Annotated in this window: 18 protein-coding genes; 7 read left to right on the top strand and 11 right to left on the bottom strand. The window is 72.6% G+C overall.

What is annotated here, in order from left to right; all coding sequences use genetic code 11:
• Positions 1–160: 160 nt before the first annotated feature.
• Complete coding sequence (locus ACZ7GJ_RS03835; RefSeq protein ID WP_329379577.1) at positions 161–823, top strand: O-methyltransferase; 663 nt, start codon at positions 161–163, stop codon at positions 821–823.
• A 115-nt stretch (positions 824–938) separates the two neighbouring features.
• Here the strand turns inward: ACZ7GJ_RS03835 and ACZ7GJ_RS03830 are convergent, their stop codons facing one another.
• Positions 939–1,106 (bottom strand): DUF3117 domain-containing protein, encoded by a 168-nt coding sequence (locus tag ACZ7GJ_RS03830; protein WP_003966491.1) that lies wholly within the window; start codon positions 1,104–1,106, stop codon positions 939–941.
• 333 nt (positions 1,107–1,439) lie between these two features.
• Here ACZ7GJ_RS03830 and chcB point away from each other — a divergent pair, with 333 nt between their 5' ends.
• On the top strand, positions 1,440–2,243 hold the full coding sequence (chcB, locus tag ACZ7GJ_RS03825) for a 2-cyclohexenylcarbonyl CoA isomerase (RefSeq protein ID WP_470749106.1): 804 nt from the start codon (positions 1,440–1,442) through the stop codon (positions 2,241–2,243).
• 13 nt (positions 2,244–2,256) lie between these two features.
• On the opposite strand, the gene ACZ7GJ_RS03820 is transcribed toward chcB, so the two are convergent.
• Both ACZ7GJ_RS03820 and ACZ7GJ_RS03815 read right to left on the bottom strand, forming a co-directional pair.
• Positions 2,257–2,835: a DNA-3-methyladenine glycosylase I gene (locus tag ACZ7GJ_RS03820; protein WP_470749104.1), complete on the bottom strand. Its 579-nt coding sequence runs from the start codon at positions 2,833–2,835 to the stop codon at positions 2,257–2,259.
• Entirely contained in the window at positions 2,832–3,149 is a 318-nt protein-coding gene (locus ACZ7GJ_RS03815; protein ID WP_365918729.1) for a DivIVA domain-containing protein, read from the bottom strand. The genes ACZ7GJ_RS03820 and ACZ7GJ_RS03815 overlap by 4 nt, the downstream gene beginning before the upstream one ends.
• A 247-nt stretch (positions 3,150–3,396) precedes the next feature.
• Here ACZ7GJ_RS03815 and folP point away from each other — a divergent pair, with 247 nt between their 5' ends.
• Entirely contained in the window at positions 3,397–4,257 is an 861-nt protein-coding gene (gene folP / locus ACZ7GJ_RS03810) for a dihydropteroate synthase (RefSeq protein WP_470749102.1), read from the top strand.
• Positions 4,258–4,323: 66 nt separating this feature from the next.
• Here folP and ACZ7GJ_RS03805 read toward each other — a convergent pair whose 3' ends face one another.
• Together ACZ7GJ_RS03805 and dapE are read right to left on the bottom strand one after the other, a co-directional pair.
• The gene (locus ACZ7GJ_RS03805; RefSeq protein WP_365918733.1) at positions 4,324–5,082 is read right to left on the bottom strand and encodes an LOG family protein; all 759 of its coding nucleotides are present in this window, start codon (positions 5,080–5,082) and stop codon (positions 4,324–4,326) included.
• 98 nt (positions 5,083–5,180) lie between these two features.
• Positions 5,181–6,275 carry a succinyl-diaminopimelate desuccinylase gene (gene dapE, locus ACZ7GJ_RS03800; protein ID WP_470749100.1) on the bottom strand — a complete coding sequence of 365 codons (1,095 nt, stop codon included), beginning with the start codon at positions 6,273–6,275 and terminating at the stop codon, positions 5,181–5,183.
• Positions 6,276–6,404: 129 nt separating this feature from the next.
• Here dapE and ACZ7GJ_RS03795 point away from each other — a divergent pair, with 129 nt between their 5' ends.
• Positions 6,405–7,337 (top strand): hypothetical protein, encoded by a 933-nt coding sequence (locus ACZ7GJ_RS03795; RefSeq protein WP_470749632.1) that lies wholly within the window; start codon positions 6,405–6,407, stop codon positions 7,335–7,337.
• Between the two features lie 247 nt (positions 7,338–7,584).
• Positions 7,585–7,953, top strand: coding sequence for an ATP-binding protein (locus ACZ7GJ_RS03790; RefSeq protein WP_470749098.1), 369 nt, complete (start codon positions 7,585–7,587; stop codon positions 7,951–7,953).
• An 87-nt stretch (positions 7,954–8,040) separates the two neighbouring features.
• Here the strand turns inward: ACZ7GJ_RS03790 and dapC are convergent, their stop codons facing one another.
• Positions 8,041–9,138 carry a succinyldiaminopimelate transaminase gene (dapC, locus tag ACZ7GJ_RS03785; protein ID WP_470749096.1) on the bottom strand — a complete coding sequence of 366 codons (1,098 nt, stop codon included), beginning with the start codon at positions 9,136–9,138 and terminating at the stop codon, positions 8,041–8,043.
• A 116-nt stretch (positions 9,139–9,254) separates the two neighbouring features.
• A complete protein-coding gene (gene fdxA, locus ACZ7GJ_RS03780) occupies positions 9,255–9,590 on the bottom strand; it encodes a ferredoxin (RefSeq protein WP_365918743.1) in 336 nt (111 codons plus the stop codon).
• A gap of 117 nt (positions 9,591–9,707) precedes the next feature.
• On the opposite strand from fdxA, the gene ACZ7GJ_RS03775 reads away from it, so the two are divergent.
• Together ACZ7GJ_RS03775 and ACZ7GJ_RS03770 are read left to right on the top strand one after the other, a co-directional pair.
• A complete protein-coding gene (locus tag ACZ7GJ_RS03775; RefSeq protein ID WP_470749095.1) occupies positions 9,708–10,697 on the top strand; it encodes a GNAT family N-acetyltransferase in 990 nt (329 codons plus the stop codon).
• A gap of 8 nt (positions 10,698–10,705) precedes the next feature.
• Entirely contained in the window at positions 10,706–11,485 is a 780-nt protein-coding gene (locus ACZ7GJ_RS03770) for a transglutaminase-like domain-containing protein (RefSeq protein ID WP_470749093.1), read from the top strand.
• Between the two features lie 25 nt (positions 11,486–11,510).
• Here ACZ7GJ_RS03770 and ACZ7GJ_RS03765 read toward each other — a convergent pair whose 3' ends face one another.
• Genes ACZ7GJ_RS03765 through ACZ7GJ_RS03750 form a run of 4 tightly spaced genes read right to left on the bottom strand, consistent with a single transcriptional unit; the run spans position 11,511 to position 15,061 of the window.
• The gene (locus ACZ7GJ_RS03765; protein WP_470749091.1) at positions 11,511–12,128 is read right to left on the bottom strand and encodes a response regulator transcription factor; all 618 of its coding nucleotides are present in this window, start codon (positions 12,126–12,128) and stop codon (positions 11,511–11,513) included.
• Positions 12,129–12,151: 23 nt separating this feature from the next.
• Positions 12,152–13,330 (bottom strand): sensor histidine kinase, encoded by a 1,179-nt coding sequence (locus ACZ7GJ_RS03760; RefSeq protein WP_470749089.1) that lies wholly within the window; start codon positions 13,328–13,330, stop codon positions 12,152–12,154.
• A gap of 25 nt (positions 13,331–13,355) precedes the next feature.
• Positions 13,356–14,111 (bottom strand): ABC transporter permease, encoded by a 756-nt coding sequence (locus ACZ7GJ_RS03755; protein WP_470749087.1) that lies wholly within the window; start codon positions 14,109–14,111, stop codon positions 13,356–13,358.
• On the bottom strand, positions 14,108–15,061 hold the full coding sequence (locus ACZ7GJ_RS03750; RefSeq protein ID WP_470749085.1) for an ABC transporter ATP-binding protein: 954 nt from the start codon (positions 15,059–15,061) through the stop codon (positions 14,108–14,110). The genes ACZ7GJ_RS03755 and ACZ7GJ_RS03750 overlap by 4 nt, the downstream gene beginning before the upstream one ends.
• Between the last annotated feature and the right edge of the window lie 96 nt (positions 15,062–15,157).

The raw sequence follows: 15,157 nt of genomic DNA, 5'->3' as shown, positions 1-15,157 counted from the left end.
CATTTTTGCAGTAACTTTGCACGGGTCCGAGGCCCCGGAACGGTCCCCGGCCGTCGATCTGCCCGGCAGCGTCCCGTCTATCCCGCCTCGATCGTCCCTCTACTGCTCACAACGCCCGGTCCCATCTGCGGGTTCCCGACTCCAGCGGATACAGTCACCGTTGCGCCAACTATGGGGACAGGAGAGGGTCATTACCGGCAACCGGCAGACGAGCTGGGCGTTCGCCGACGCGTTTGTCGCCGAGGACGACGCTCTGCGGTGGGCCCGCGACCGGTCCAGGGAGGCGGGCCTGCGCTCGGTCTCCCCCGGCACCGGGGCCGCGCTGCGCCTGCTCGCCGCCACCGCGGACGCCAAGGCGGTCGCGGAGATCGGCACCGGAACCGGAGTCTCCGGCATCCACCTCCTCCACGGCATGCGCCCCGACGGGGTGCTGACCACCGTGGATCCCGAGCCCGACCGGCAGGCCTTCGCCCGCCAGGCCTTCCGCGCCGCCGGCTTCGCGGGCAACCGGGCCCGCTTCATCCCGGGCCGCGCCCTCGACGTGCTCCCCCGTCTCGCCGACGGCGGGTACGACCTCGTCTTCTGCGACGGCGACCCGTCCGAGTCCCTCGACTACCTCGCTGAATCGTTGCGCCTGCTGCGCCCCGGCGGACTGGTGTGCTTCGAGGGGGTCTTCTCCGACGGCCGTACGGTCGACTCCGCGGCCCAGCCGGTGGAGGTGCTCCGCGTCCGCGAGCTGCTGCGCAGCGTCCGCGAGAGCCCGGCCCTGGAGGCCGCGCTGCTGCCGGTGGGCGACGGCCTGCTGTGCGCGGTCCGGCGCTAGCGCCGCGCGCGGAGGCGGCCGCGGAGGCGACCGCGGAGGCGACCGCGGAAACAACACTGCCCCGGCCGCCATGGGCGACCGGGGCAGTGCAGAGATTCCAGTTGGCGCCGACTGATCAGCCGACGACCTTCTTCAGGGCGTCACCCAGGGCGTCCGCTTCGTCCGGAGTCAGCTCGACGACGAGCCGACCGCCGCCCTCGAGCGGTACGCGCATGACGATGCCCCGCCCCTCCTTGGTGACCTCGAGCGGGCCGTCGCCCGTCCGCGGCTTCATGGCCGCCATGCTCGTTCCCCTTCCTGAAACCAGTTCATCGTCAGCCGACGGCCCCATTCAGGCGCCTAGTGCCCGGCATCGAACACATTGCTTCTTGGCCATTATCCCGCATGTCAGGACCCGATGACCAACATCGGCCGGGAACGCTTGCGCAACGCGCTCGACCAAAACCACTCATTTCGGGGACGGGCCTGCGATACTTCGCCGCTGCTCCCGGAGAACGGCGTCCGGTTTCTTTGACGCACATCACATGTGCGGGCCCCCTCCGGTCCGCCATGCTGACCCTTGTACCGGCCAGTACCGGCCGGTAGCCAAGCCCGCGACGAAGGGGGACCCCCTGCCATGGCCGACAGCGTGCTCTACGAAGTGACCGACGGACTCGCGATCATCACGATCAACCGTCCCGACGCCATGAACGCCATGAACACCGAGGCGAAGGTCGCCCTGCGCGACGCGGTCCAGGCCGCGGCCGGCGACCCCGCGGTACGGGCCGTCCTGCTGACGGCGGCGGGCGACCGGGCCTTCTGCGTCGGCCAGGACCTCAAGGAGCACATCGGGAACCTGGCGGCGGACCGCGAGAGCGGATCCGAGCTGACCATGAGCACGGTCTCCGAGCACTACAACCCCATCGTGCGGGCGCTCACCGAGATGCCGAAGCCCGTCGTGGCGGGCGTGAACGGCGTCGCGGCCGGGGCCGGCTTCGGCTTCGCGCTGGCGGCGGACTTCCGCGTCGTCGCGGACACCGCGTCGTTCAACACCTCGTTCGCCGGCGTCGCCCTGACCGCCGACTCCGGCGTCTCCTGGACGCTGCCCCGCCTGATCGGCGCCTCGCGCGCCTCCGACCTGCTGCTCTTTCCCCGCTCGCTCAAGGCGCAGGAGGCCTACGACCTGGGCATCGTGAACCGCCTGGTCCCCGCGGACTCCCTGCGCGCCGAGGCCGAGGCCGTGGCCCGCCGCCTCGCCGAGGGCCCGACGGTCGCCTACGCGGCCCTGAAGGAGTCCCTGGCGTACGGCGCGGACCACTCGCTGCGCGAGGCCCTGGAGCACGAGGACACCCTCCAGACCCGCGCGGGCGCCTCCGAGGACCACTCCATCGCCGTCCAGGCCTTCCTCGCGAAGCAGCCCCCGCGCTACCTGGGCCGCTGAGCCCTCCGTACGGTCACGCCGGCCCGCGGGACACGCAGCGGGCCAGGTGGTCGTTGACCAGGCCGCAGGCCTGCATCAAGGCGTAGGCCGTCGTCGGGCCGACGAAGCGGATGCCGGCCTTCTTCAGCGCCTTGGCCAGGGCCGTGGACTCCGGGGTCACCGCCGGGATCTCGGTGGTGCTCTTCGGGGCCCGGCCCGGCCCGGGTGCGTGGGACCAGACCAGCGTGTCCAGTTCGCCCGGCTCCCAGCCCGCCAGGACCTTCGCGTTCGCCAGCGTCGCCTCGACCTTGGCCCGGTTGCGGATGATGCCCTCGTCCGCCAGCAGCCGCTCCACGTCGCGGTCGCCGAACTCCGCGACCTCCGCGATCAGGAAACCGGAGAAGGCCTTCCGGAAGCCCTCCCGGCGCCGCAGGATCGTCAGCCACGACAGCCCCGACTGGAACGCCTCCAGGCACAGTCGCTCGTACAGGGCGTCGTCCCCGTGGACCGGACGTCCCCACTCCGTGTCGTGGTACGCGATGTAGTCCTCGGTGGACAGCGCCCACGGGCACCGCAGCCCGCCGTCCGGACCCGCGAGCGCTCCGCCGGTCACTGCCCGGCCTTGCCCAGGTCCACGCCCCGGGCCGGGCCCGCCGTCAGCTCGGCGATCCGGGCGTCGCGCTCCGCCAGCTCGGCCGCGAGGCGCTCCAGTACGTCGTCCACCTCGGCCATCCGGTACCCGCGCGGCGCGACCGGGAGCCGCAGCGCGTCGATGTCCGCCCGTACGACGGGGCGGTTCTCCGGCAGGCCGTCGGCCACCCGGTCCGGGTCGGACTCCGGGAGCACGGCCTCCGAGCCGCCGCCGACCACCGCGAGGGTGACCGCGGCGACGACCACGACCAGCGCGATCAGCAAGAACCAGAACACGATCAACTCCCCTGAGAGACTCCGGCCACCAGGTTAACGACCTGGGGGGCGATGGCGCCCGGGAGAAGGAGCGGCGTCCGGTGCGGTCGACCGCAAGGCACCTAAATATCCTCGTAGCGGAGCTACTTGGGCATTTCGGCAACGCGGCGGGCGGCCGCACCGGACGCCGGGGCGCCGGGCGTTATCGCTCCCCAGGTCGTAAGGTCGCAGGCGAGGCGCAAGGGCCGCCGAAGGAGGAAAGAGCAGGATGCTGCGACTGGGCAGGCGCGAGTTCGACACCCACGAGCCGGTGATCATGGCCATCGTGAACCGGACCCCTGACTCCTTCTACGACCAGGGCGCGACGTTCCGCGACGCCCCCGCGCTGGACCGGGTGGAGCTGGCCGTCGCCGAGGGCGCCGCGATCATCGACATCGGCGGTGTCAAGGCGGGCCCGGGCGAGCACGTGGACGCGGCCGAGGAGGTCCGGCGTACGGTCGGCTTCGTCGCGGAGGTTCGCCGCCGCCACCCGGACGTGGTGATCAGCGTCGACACCTGGCGGCACGAGGTCGGCGAGGCGGTCTGCGAGGCGGGGGCCGACGTGCTGAACGACGCGTGGGGCGGGGTGGACCCCCGGCTGGCGGAGGTCGCCGCGCGCTACGGCGCCGGCATCGTCTGCACCCACGCGGGCGGCGTGGAGCCGCGCACCCGGCCGCACCGGATCGAGTACGACGACGTGATGGCCGACATCCTGCGGGTCACGGTCGGGCTGGCGGAGCGCGCGGCCGCGCTCGGCGTCCGGCGCGACGCGATCATGATCGACCCGGGCCACGACTTCGGGAAGAACACCCGCCACTCCCTGGAGGCCACGCGGCGGCTCGGCGAGATGGCGCAGACGGGCTGGCCGGTGCTGGTCTCCCTGTCCAACAAGGACTTCGTCGGCGAGACCCTCGACAAGCCGGTCAAAGAGCGCCTGCTGGGCACCCTGGCCACGACGGCCGTCTCGGCCATGCTGGGCGCCCAGGTCTACCGCGTCCACGAGGTCGCGGAGACGAGGCAGATCGTCGACATGGTCGCGTCCATCCAGGGCCACCGCCCCCCGGCGGTCGCCCGCCGGGGTCTCGCCTAGCCGATCGCTCCGGCTCGCGGCCCGGGCCCGACCCGGGGGCCGGGCCGGCCGGGCCGCTCCCGGCTGCTACTTCCCGACTTCCTTCGTGACGAGCGCGATGGCCTCGTCCACGTCGTCCGTGACGTGGAAGAGGTAGAGGTCCTTCTCCGAGGCCTTGCCCTGCGCGATCACCGTGTTCCGGAGCCAGTCGACGAGCCCGCTCCAGTACTCCGTGCCGAAGAGCACGATCGGGAAGCGGGTGATCTTCTGGGTCTGGACCAGGGTCAGCGCCTCGAACAGCTCGTCCAGCGTGCCGAGACCGCCCGGCAGGACCACGAACCCCTGGCTGTACTTCACGAACATCGTCTTGCGGACGAAGAAGTACCGGAAGTTCAGCCCGAGGTCCACGTGCTGGTTGAGCCCCTGCTCGAAGGGGAGCTCGATGCCCAGGCCCACCGAGATGCCGTTGGCCTCCCGCGCGCCCTTGTTGGCCGCTTCCATCGCGCCCGGACCGCCACCGGTGATCACCGCGAAGCCGGCGTCCACCAGGGCGTGCCCGATCCGTACGCCGGCCTCGTAGTCCGGCGAGTCCGCCGGGGTCCGCGCCGAGCCGAACACGCTGATCGCCGGCGGCAGCTCCGCGAGCGTGCCGAAGCCCTCGATGAACTCCGACTGGATGCGCAGGACCCGCCAGGGATCGGTGTGCACCCACTCGGAGGGCCCGGCGGAGTCCAGCAGCCGCTGGTCCGTCGTACTGCCCGCCTGTACCTGGCTCCGCCTGCGCAGCACCGGCCCGAGCTGCTGCTCCTCGGGCCGCCGACGAGCCGAACCTTCGGGGTTGCCCATGACGTGCTCCCTCCTGCTGATCGTTCGGCCCAGAGTAAGCACAGCGAGGTGACGACAAACGGAACTCGACAAGTTCCTGGCGTGGCCGGAACGGCTCGTTACCGCCCGGGCGGCGGAGTGCTGAGCCAGGCGCGGAGTCGTTCCTCGCAGTGCAGGATCGCCTTCGTCTCGACCCGTTCGTCGACCTTGTGGGCCAGCAGGGCGTCGCCCGGGCCGTAGTTGACCGCCGGGACGCCGAGAGCGCTGAAGCGGGAGACGTCCGTCCAGCCGAACTTGGGCATGGCGCGGCCGCCCACCGCCTCCATGAAGGCGGCGGCCGCCGGGTGCGAGAGGCCGGGGAGGGCGCCGCCGGAGGAGTCGTCGACCACGAACTCGGCGATGTCGCAGTCCGCGAACACCTCCCGTACGTGGGCCAGTGCCTCGGCCTCGCTGCGGTCCGGGGCGTAGCGGAAGTTCACGGTGACCGTGCACGCGTCGGGGATGACGTTGTTGGCGACGCCGCCCTCGATGCGCACCGCGTTGAGGCCTTCGTGGTACTCCAGGCCGTCGATGACCGGCTTGCGCGGTTCGTACGCCGCGAGTTTGGCGAGAATCGGGCTCGCCGAGTGGATGGCGTTGGAGCCCATCCAGCTGCGCGCGGAGTGGGCGCGCTCGCCGGCCGTGCGCAGCAGCACGCGCAGGGTGCCCTGGCAGCCGCCCTCGACCTCGGCGTTGGACGGCTCAAGCAGTACGGCGAAGTCGCCGGTCAGCCAGTCGGGGTGGGCCTCGGCGACCTTGCCGAGGCCGTTGAGGTCGGCGGCGACCTCTTCCTGGTCGTAGAAGACGAAGGTGAGGTCCCGGTTGGGCTCCGGCACGGTCGCGGCGATGCGCAGCTGCACGGCGACGCCGGACTTCATGTCGGTGGTGCCGCAGCCCCACAGGACGTCGTTCTCGTCGAGGCGCGAGGGCACGTTGTCGGCGATGGGCACGGTGTCCAGGTGGCCGGCGAGTACGACCCGCTCGGCGCGTCCGAGGTCCGTGCGGGCAACCACGTTGTTGCCGTACCGGTCCACGGTGAGGTGTGGCAGGTCGCGCAGCGCGTGTTCCACCAGGTCGGCGAGTACCTTCTCGTCGCCGCTCACGGACGGAATGTCGACGAGCCGGGCGGTCAGCTCGGCGGCGTCCAGGGTGAGGTCCAGCTCGGATTCGGACATGCTCCTGACCCTAATGCCCCGGAGTGCGGCACCGGGGTGTCCGTCCGGCCGGTGGACGCGCCGGATGGCTCAAGTACGGTGGGCCGCGTGTCCGAGATCCCCCGCCCCCGCCCCCGCCGCCGTAGGCCGATGCGCTCGGCCGCGGGTCTGCTCGTGCTGCTCGCGCTCGCCGGCTACTTCATCGTGCAACGCGAGTCGACCGGCGGTGGCGGTGCGCCGTACTGCACGGCCTCGGTGCGGGAGGGTGCGGACCCGGGCCGCGAGGGGACCCTGCGGACGTACGAGATGACCCCTGAGCAGGCCGGCAACGCGGCGACGATAGCGGCCGTGGGCGTCGCCAAGGGCCTGCCGGACCGGGCGGTGACCATCGCGCTCGCGACCGCGATGCAGGAGTCCTCGCTGCGCAACCTCGACCACGGCGACCGGGATTCGCTCGGGCTGTTCCAGCAGCGGCCCTCGCAGGGCTGGGGCACGCCGGAGCAGATCATGGACCCGGTGTACTCGGCCGGGATCTTCTACGACCATCTGGCGGAGATCAAGGGGTATTCGAGGCTCCCTCTGACGGTCGCCGCGCAGAAGGTGCAGCGCAGCGGTTTCCCGCAGGCGTACGCGAAGCACGAGCCGGACGCGATCGTGCTGACCGGCGCCCTCGCCGGCAGCGGCGAGGTGAGCTGCGGCGGCCCGCCGCCCGAGGAGTCCGGCGACCCGCAGAAGGTACGGGCGGAACTGGACCGGATCTTCGGCAAGGACACGATGCGCTCGATGGACCCGGGGCCGGGCAGCGCGGGACCCGAGGCCGAGGGCACGAAGGAGTCCGAGGTCGTGCTGCTGGCGAAGCAGGACTCCGGCGAGGCCGGGCTGCGCACCAGCCAGGTGATGGCCCAGTGGGCGGTGGCCAATTCCCGCGGCATGAATGTCGCCAGGGTCTCGTACGCGTGGAAGGGCTGGATCGCGGGCGAGGCGAAGGGTCGCTGGCAGGACAAGGGCGGCCCCGGCAAGTCCGGTGACGGCGATCCGCGCAACGCGATGCCGTCCCAGGTGCGGATCTTCATCAAGCGCTGACCCGCCGGAATCCCGAACGCGGGGGTCGCTCAGACGTACGGGGCGTCCCCCGTGCGGGGGTGACCCGGGCGGCGGGCCGCAGGGGCCGGGAGAGGGTACAACCGCAGGTCGGCGCGCATCCAATGAGCTTGTCGCGGAAGCCGATTAAACGATGCGTTACTGATCCTTTACCCACCGGCTCCGCAACTCCACCCGCCCCGTGAGCGGTTGTACACGGCGTACTCAGCCGCTACCGCTTAGGAGCATCATGTCCCTCCCCCTGACCCGCCGGATCGCCCGTACCGCGCTGCTGCTCGCAGCCGGGGCAGCTCCCGTGGTCGGTGCGGCCGGCGCGGCCAGCGCCGCGGGCCTGGAGTCCGTGCCGCAGCTGCCGCAGCTGGGCGCGCTCACCTCCCCGGACGCCACGGGTGCCGCGACCAGCACCACGGACTCGGCGACGAACACCGCCACCGACACGGCCTCGGACGCCACCGGCACCGCCACCAAGGCCGCCGACCCCGCCGCGGCCCTGCTCGGCGGGCTGCCGCCGGCCGGGTCGGCGCTGCAGGCCGCGCAGTCGCTGCCGGTCGGCAGCCTGCCGGTGAGCACGCTGCCCGTCGGGCCGCTGGGCGGCTGACCGCCGCGGGAACGCCGAGGGGCCGGGAGTACGTACGGACTCCCGGCCCCTCGGGCGTTCTCGCGCGCCGTGCGGCGCGGCGCCGGCTCAGCCTGCCAGGCGCTTGACCGCGGCCTCGACCCGCTCGTCGGTGGCCGTGAAGGCGACGCGCACGAACTTCGCGCCCGCCTCGCCGTAGAAGTCGCCGGGGGCCACCAGGATGCCCAGGCCGGCCAGGTGGGCGACCGTGTCCCAGCAGGGCTCGTCGCGGGTCACCCACAGGTAGAGGCTGGCCTCGCTGTGCTCGACGCGGAAGCCGTGCGCCTCCAGTGCCGTGCGCAGGGCCGCGCGCCGGGCGGCGTAGCGGCCCCGCTGCTCCTCGACGTGCGCGTCGTCGCCGAGCGCCGCCACCGTGGCCGCCTGGACCGGCGCCGGGGTCATCATGCCGCCGTGCTTGCGGATCTGGAGCAGCTCGCCGAGCACGTCCGCGTCGCCCGCGATGAAGGCCGCCCGGTAGCCCGCCAGGTTGGACCGCTTGGACAGGGAGTGGACGGCGACGATGCCCTCGTACGAGCCGCCGCACACGTCGTCGTGGAGGACGGAGACGGGCTCGGCCTCCCAGCCCAGCTCCAGGTAGCACTCGTCGCTGAAGAGCAGGATCCCGTGCTCGCGCGCCCAGGCCACGATCCGGACGAGGTCTTCCTTGGGGATGACCTTGCCGGTGGGGTTGGACGGGGAGTTGAGCCACAGCAGCTTCACGCCGGCCGGGTCGAGCTCCGTCGGGTCGTCGTAGACGACGGCCTCAGCGCCGCACAGCCGCGCGCCGACCTCGTACGTCGGGTAGGCGAGCCGTGGGTAGGCGACCTTGTCCCCGGCGCCCAGGCCGAGCTGGGTCGGCAGCCAGGCCACCAGTTCCTTGGAGCCGACGACGGGCAGGACGTTGCGGTGCTCGGCGGCGCTCGCGCCGAGGCGGCCCCGCACCCACCCGGTGATCGCGTCGCGCAGGGCGGCCGTGCCCCACACGGTGGGGTAGCCCGGGGAGTCCGCGGCCTCGACGAGGGCGCTCTGGATCAGCTGGGGCACCGGGTCCACGGGGGTGCCGACCGACAGGTCGACGATGCCGTCCGCGTGGGCCGCCGCCGTCGCCTTGTACGGCTCCAGCTTGTCCCAGGGGAAGACGGGAAGACGGGCGGATACTGCGGCCACGAAGTTCTCTGCTCTCTGGGTGCCTGTCCGAAAACGGGGGTGCTGTTCGGAAAACGCCTCGGTCCCGTGCGGCGGGAAGGCCGGACGGGACCGAGGGGCGCTCATGCCGTAAACCCTCAGTGCTCAGCAGCGGGGTTGATGTCGGCGGGAAGCGCGGCGATGAAGGGGTGGTCGCGCTCGATCAGGCCGAGCTTGGAGGCACCACCGGGCGAACCGAGCTCGTCGAAGAACTCGACATTCGCCTTGTAGTAGTCCTTCCACTCCTCCGGGGTGTCGTCCTCGTAGAAGATGGCCTCGACCGGGCATACCGGTTCACACGCACCACAGTCGACGCACTCGTCCGGGTGGATGTACAAGGACCGCTGGCCCTCGTAGATGCAGTCGACGGGGCACTCTTCGATGCATGCCTTGTCCTTGACGTCGACACAAGGCTCCGCGATGACGTAGGTCACGCTCTCGTTCCTCCTCGGTAGGGCTTTCCATATCGCGCGGGAGCGCGGCGTCGTCGATGCCCGCACCTAGTATCTCCGTTCCCGGGCACGATCCGAACAGGAGGGGCGGACAGAGCTGTGGAAATCACTGCCGGCGGGCTGCTGGAGATTCGTATTACCCCTGCTGACGTGGGTAAACGAGTGTCTGTACGACGGGTGGAGAGCGGGCGGAGCGGGTCCCCCGCGTTCACGGACACGGTAGGCGTTCTCACATCCTGGAACGAGGGTGTGCTGACGATCACACGAAAGACCGGTGAGTCCGTCCGTATCGCGGAATCAGCGCTGGTCGCGGGCAAAACCGTACCGGCGGCGCCGGCCCGCCGGAGGGGTCCTGCGGCCTCCTTCGAGGAGCTTTCGAGGGTCGCCGCGCGGTCCTGGCAGCCGCTGGAGAGCGAGCCCCTGGGCGAGTGGACGCTGCGCGCGGCGCGGGGATTCACCCGCCGGGCCAACTCCGTGCTGCCGCTGGGCGGCCCCGGGGTCCCGCTGGACGAAGCACTCGCGCGAGTGACCTCCTGGTACGCGGAGCGAGCACTTCCGGCCTACATCCAGGCCGCGACGGGGGCCGCGGGCACGCAGGAGCTGCTGTGCGCGGAGCTGGAGGCCCGCGGCTGGGCGGCCGAGGTGTCCGCCGAGGTGCGGGTCGCCGCCCTGGCGCCGCTGGCCGACGTGGACTCCCCCGCCGCCGCGGAGGTACGCCTGACCCGCGCCCCGGACGCGGACTGGCTCGGCCGCTACGGGCGGGTCCGGGACCCGGAGCTGGCCCGGCGCATGCTGGTGGAGGGCCCGTCGGTGTGGTTCGCGAACCTGGCCGGCGGCCGGGCCGTCGGGCGGTGCGTGGTGGACGGCCGCTGGGCCGGGTTCGCGGCGGTCGCGGTGGACCCCGCGTACCGGCGGCGCGGCCTGGCGACGGCGGTGATGGCCGCGCTGGCGGCGCGGGCGCTGGAGGAGGGCGCGTCGGCGGCGTGGCTCCAGGTCGAGACGGACAACGCCGAGGCCCGGGGTCTGTACGACGGCATGGGCTTCGCGACGCACCACTCCTACCACCACTACCGCCCGGCGGCGGGGTGAGCCCCCGGGTGCGCGAGCAGTTCGCGCAGGAGGCCCGGTCCGAGCGGCCCGACCTGGCGGTGCTGTGCCTGCTGCTCGCCGCGGAGGCGGATCCGGACCTGGACGAACGGGCCATGGACTGGGCGCAGATCGAGCTGGACCGGCTGGCCGGGATGCTGCCGTACGGGCTGCGCGACGGGCGGGCCTGGGCCTCGGCGGTGACGGAGCTGCTGGGCGGGCGGCTCGGCTTCCACGGCACCCCGGCGGACTACGACCGGCTCTCCTCCTCGCTGCTGCACGAGGTGCTGCGGCGCCGGCGGGGGCTGCCGATCCTGTTGTCGGTGGTCTGGCTGGAGGTGGCCCGGCGGGCGGGGGCGCCGGTGTACGGGCTGGCCCTGCCCGGGCACTTCGTGGTCGGCTTCGGGGATCCGGAGGGCGGGGTGGTGGTGGACCCGTTCGCGGGCGGCGCTTCCCTGGGCGCGGGTCCGGCGGAGCTGGCGCAGGGGCCGCGGTCGCCCGCGCGGACGCTGGACATCGTGCTGCGGATCCTGAACAACATCCGCGCGTGGGCGCAGGCCCGGCCTGAGCAGTCGGCGGTCGCCCTGTGGGCGCTGGACCTGTCCCTGCTGCTGCCCTCGCACCCGGCGTCGCTGCGCTGCGAGCGGGCCCGGCTGCTGGTGGAGCGGGGGTCGTTCGTCGAGGGCGCGACGGAACTCGACGCGTACGCCGAGGTCGTGGCTGCGGTGGACACCGACGCGGCGTCCCGCCTGCGCGCCGAGGCCTCCGCCGCCCGGGCCCTGCTGAACTGACCCGTCGGGCAGGGCTCGGGCCCGGTCAGAGCCAGCCCTTCTCGCGGGCGGTGCGGACGGCTTCGGCGCGATTGCGGGAGGCCAGTTTCTGGATCGCCGTCGAGAGGTAGTTGCGGACCGTGCCCTGGGACAGGTGCAGGAGGTCCGCCAGCTCGGCGTTGGTCGCGCCGCTCTCCGCCGCGCGCAGCACCTCCCGCTCCCGGTCCGTCAGCGGGTTCGCGCCCTCCGCGAGGGCCGCCGCCGCCAGCGTGGGGTCGATGACGCGCTCGCCCGCCAGGACCTTGCGCACCGCTTGGGCCAGCTGCGCGGCCGGCGCGTCCTTGACCAGGAACGCCGAGGCCCCCGCCTCCATGGCGCCGCGCAGGTAGCCGGGGCGGCCGAAGGTCGTCAGGATCACGATCCGCAGCGCCGGCAGGGCCTCGCGCAGGGCCGCGGCCGCCTCGATGCCGGTCATGCCCGGCATCTCGATGTCCAGCAGCGCGACGTTCACGTCGTGCGCCCGCGCGGCCGCCACCACCTCGTCGCCGCGGGCGACCTGGGCCAGCACTTCGATGTCCGGCTCCAGGCCGAGCAGCGCCGCCAGGGCCTCCCGGACCATCGACTGGTCCTCGGCCAGGAGGATCCTGATGGGTCGTGGGGTCATGTGCCCGATCCTAGGTCGTGTCGTCAGAGTCCCGTCTGGCCGGCGGGGCCCGCCCTTCGGGCGGCCGACGCCACTTTGACGACACTCCCCAGGGGGACGCTCGCGAGGAGGCGGAAGCCCGTCTTGCCCGCGGGGCCCGCCGACAGGGTGCCTCCGACCGCCTCCAGGCGTTCCGTGAGGCCCGTCAGGCCGTTGCCGGCGGCGGCCGGGCCGCCCGCTCCGTCGTCGGTGACGGCCAGTTCCACGACCGGCCCCGCCAGTGTGTGGCGGGTCTCCAGGGTGACGGTGCAGCGCTTGGCCCCGCTGTGCCGGACCACGTTGGTCACGGCCTCGCGCAGGGACCAGGCCAGGGCGCTCTCCTGCTCCTCCGTCAGCTCCGCCGTGAGCTCGGCCGGCAGCGCGGCCTGCACACCGGCAGCGGTCAACGCGGTCCGCGCACCGGCCAGTTCGCCGGGCAGGGTCGGCCGGCGGTAGCCGCTCACGGCCTCCCGTACGTCGACCAGCGCCTGGCGGCTGACCCGCTCGATGTCCGCGACCTGCTGGGCTGCCGCCCCGGGGTCCGCGGGCAGCATCCGCCCCGCCAGCTCGCTCTTGAGCGTGATCAGAGACAGGGAGTGCCCCAGCAGGTCGTGCAGGTCCCGGGCCATCCGCAGCCGCTCCTCGTTGGCGGCGAGCTGCGCCACCGTGGCGCGCGCCTCGCTCAGCTCCAGGGTGGTCCGGATCATCGCGCGGACGCCGACCATCGCGAAGCCGCCCATCAGGGCCGGGATGAGCAGTCCGGCCAGGTACTTGTCGCCGCCCGGCACCGCGAAGGCCGTCGCCGTCAGCAGCGCGGTCGCGCCGGGGACCGTCCAGCGGGCGATCTCCCCGGGCAGCGCGGCGCCGGAGGAGATGGACACGTAGACGAAGAGCACGAGCCACTCGCGGCCCAGCGTCAGTGAGAGGACCGTGGCCTGGGCGGAGAGCACCGCCACGGAGGCCAGGACCCTCGCTTCCGGCATCCGCCGGGCGGTGCGGAAGACGAGGACCAGGTACCAGGCGACGAAGGCCGCGAGGCCCAGGCCGCCGAGCAGCCGGACCCCTGTGCCGTGTCCGCCGCTGATCAGGTCGGTGACGGGTGCGCTGAGGTAGAAGAGCCACAGGCCGATCCACAGCGACTTCACGATCCGGTGCCGGCGGGTCTGCGGCGGGACTCCGATCATCGTCTTCTCGCCCCACTCACGGCCGTCATGCCTTCAACGAGTCCTTGCGGTACAGCCAGGCGGCGGCACCAGTGAACAGTACGAAGTACACCCCGAGGATCGCGACGTCCCTGGCGTGCGGCGCGCCGCCCTGCTCGATGGCCATGCCGAGGCCGGCGTAGGCGTGGGTCGGCAGCCATGCGCAGATGTCGCGCAGCCACTGCGGGAAGTTCGTCGTGGGCATCCACAGCCCGCCGAGGATCGAGAGGCCGAAGTAGCACAGCATGGTGATCGGGCGGACGTTGTCGCCGGACGCCATGTATCCGATGGCCACGCCGAGGGCGGCGAAGACCAGGCTGCCGGCCCAGATGGCGCCGGTCAGGGCGAACCACTGCCAGGCCTCGAACCGTACGCCCTTCACGGCCGCGGCGACGCCGAAGACGACCAGGATCGAGGGCAGGGAGAGCACCCCGGCGCTGGCGGTCTTCGCGAGGACGTACCCGCGGCCGGGCAGGGCGGTGAGCCGTAGCTGGCGGACCCAGCCCTTCTCCCGCTCCTTGGCGATGCGCTCGCTGTTGCCCATCAGGACGGCCGTCAGGGCGCCGAAGGAGGCCATCGCCACCATGTAGAAGGCGGGCATGGTCAGGTCCGTGCCCATGACCTTCGTCGTGCCGTCCAGGGTGCCGCCGAGCATCAGGAAGAGGGCCGCCGGGTAGAGGACGGTGAAGAAGAGGTACTTCTTGTTGCGCAGGGCCCGGGTGACTTCGAGCCGGACGAGCTGGGCGGTTCCGCTGTCGATCATGATGCGTCGGCCTCCTCGGCCTCGGTGAGGGCGATGAAGGCCTGCTCCAGGCCCAGGCCCGCGACCTCCAGGTTGCGGGGGCGGAGCCCCAGGGCGTAGACGGCGTGGACCGTGGCGTCGGCGTCGGCGGACTGGAGGCGTACGGTCTCGCCGTGCCGCTCGTAGCGGGTCAGGTGCGGGAGCGCGCGCAGGGCGCCCTCGTCGAAGGAGCCCTCCGCGAGGTCGAAGGCGATCCGGCGGGCGCCGGCCCTGGCCTTGATCTCGGCCGCGGTGCCGTCCGCGAGCACGCGGCCCTTGTGCAGCACGATGACCCGGTCGGCGATGGCGTCCGCCTCTTCCAGGTAGTGCGTGGCGAACAGGACGGTGCGGCCCTCGGCGGCCTGCTGGCGCATCGTGGCCCAGAAGGCCTGGCGGGAGGTCACGTCCATGCCGGTGGTCGGCTCGTCGAGCACGATCAGGTCGCTGTGGCCGGCGGTGGCGAGCGCGAAGCGGACGCGCTGTTCCTGACCGCCGGAGAGCTTGTTGACCATGCGGCCGGCGATGTCGGCGACACCGGCGAGGCCGAGGACCTGGTCGACCGGGTGCGGGCGCGGGTGCAGGGCGCAGGCGAGCGCGACGAGTTCCCGTACGGTCACGTCCTCCATCAGGCCGCCGGTCTGGAGCATGGCGCCGACCCGGCCGGCCGCGACGGCCTCGCGCGGGGCGCGGCCGAAGAGGCTGACGGAGCCGGAGTCGGCGGGGCGCAGGCCCAGCAGGAGGTCGAGGGTGGAGGACTTGCCGGCCCCGTTCGGGCCGAGGAGTGCGACGGTCTCGCCCGGGTGGAGTTCGAGGGAGAGGCCGTCGACCGCCCGGACCGAGCCGTAGCTCTTGGTCACGTTTCGGAAGCTCACCACGGTCCCGGAGGCGGTGTCCGTGGCGGCCGTGGAGTACTTCGCGGTCGTCGTCGTCATGGCTCAAGATTCGCCCGTACGCGGGTACGCGCGGCAGTGTCGACCGTCGTCAAGGGCGGATGACGGATGTCATGCGGGAGACGTGACGGAGCCCCT

The sequence above is a fragment of the Streptomyces sp. NPDC037242 genome, from assembly GCF_055604165.1.
The sequence above is the reverse complement of the archived record's forward strand: the minus strand, read 5'-3'. Positions and strand labels throughout refer to the sequence as shown.

What these genes read in the sequence shown, in the direction of transcription:
- ACZ7GJ_RS03830 (WP_003966491.1), bottom strand. Translation starts at nt 1,106, where the DNA reads ATGGCGGCCATGAAGCCGCGGACGGGCGACGGCCCGCTCGAGGTCACC.
- chcB (WP_470749106.1), top strand. Translation starts at nt 1,440, where the DNA reads ATGGCCGACAGCGTGCTCTACGAAGTGACCGACGGACTCGCGATCATC.
- folP (WP_470749102.1), top strand. Translation starts at nt 3,397, where the DNA reads ATGCTGCGACTGGGCAGGCGCGAGTTCGACACCCACGAGCCGGTGATC.
- ACZ7GJ_RS03805 (WP_365918733.1), bottom strand. Translation starts at nt 5,082, where the DNA reads ATGGGCAACCCCGAAGGTTCGGCTCGTCGGCGGCCCGAGGAGCAGCAG.
- dapE (WP_470749100.1), bottom strand. Translation starts at nt 6,275, where the DNA reads ATGTCCGAATCCGAGCTGGACCTCACCCTGGACGCCGCCGAGCTGACC.
- ACZ7GJ_RS03795 (WP_470749632.1), top strand. Translation starts at nt 6,405, where the DNA reads ATGCGCTCGGCCGCGGGTCTGCTCGTGCTGCTCGCGCTCGCCGGCTAC.
- ACZ7GJ_RS03790 (WP_470749098.1), top strand. Translation starts at nt 7,585, where the DNA reads ATGTCCCTCCCCCTGACCCGCCGGATCGCCCGTACCGCGCTGCTGCTC.
- ACZ7GJ_RS03765 (WP_470749091.1), bottom strand. Translation starts at nt 12,128, where the DNA reads ATGACCCCACGACCCATCAGGATCCTCCTGGCCGAGGACCAGTCGATG.
- ACZ7GJ_RS03760 (WP_470749089.1), bottom strand. Translation starts at nt 13,330, where the DNA reads ATGATCGGAGTCCCGCCGCAGACCCGCCGGCACCGGATCGTGAAGTCG.
- ACZ7GJ_RS03755 (WP_470749087.1), bottom strand. Translation starts at nt 14,111, where the DNA reads ATGATCGACAGCGGAACCGCCCAGCTCGTCCGGCTCGAAGTCACCCGG.
- ACZ7GJ_RS03750 (WP_470749085.1), bottom strand. Translation starts at nt 15,061, where the DNA reads ATGACGACGACGACCGCGAAGTACTCCACGGCCGCCACGGACACCGCC.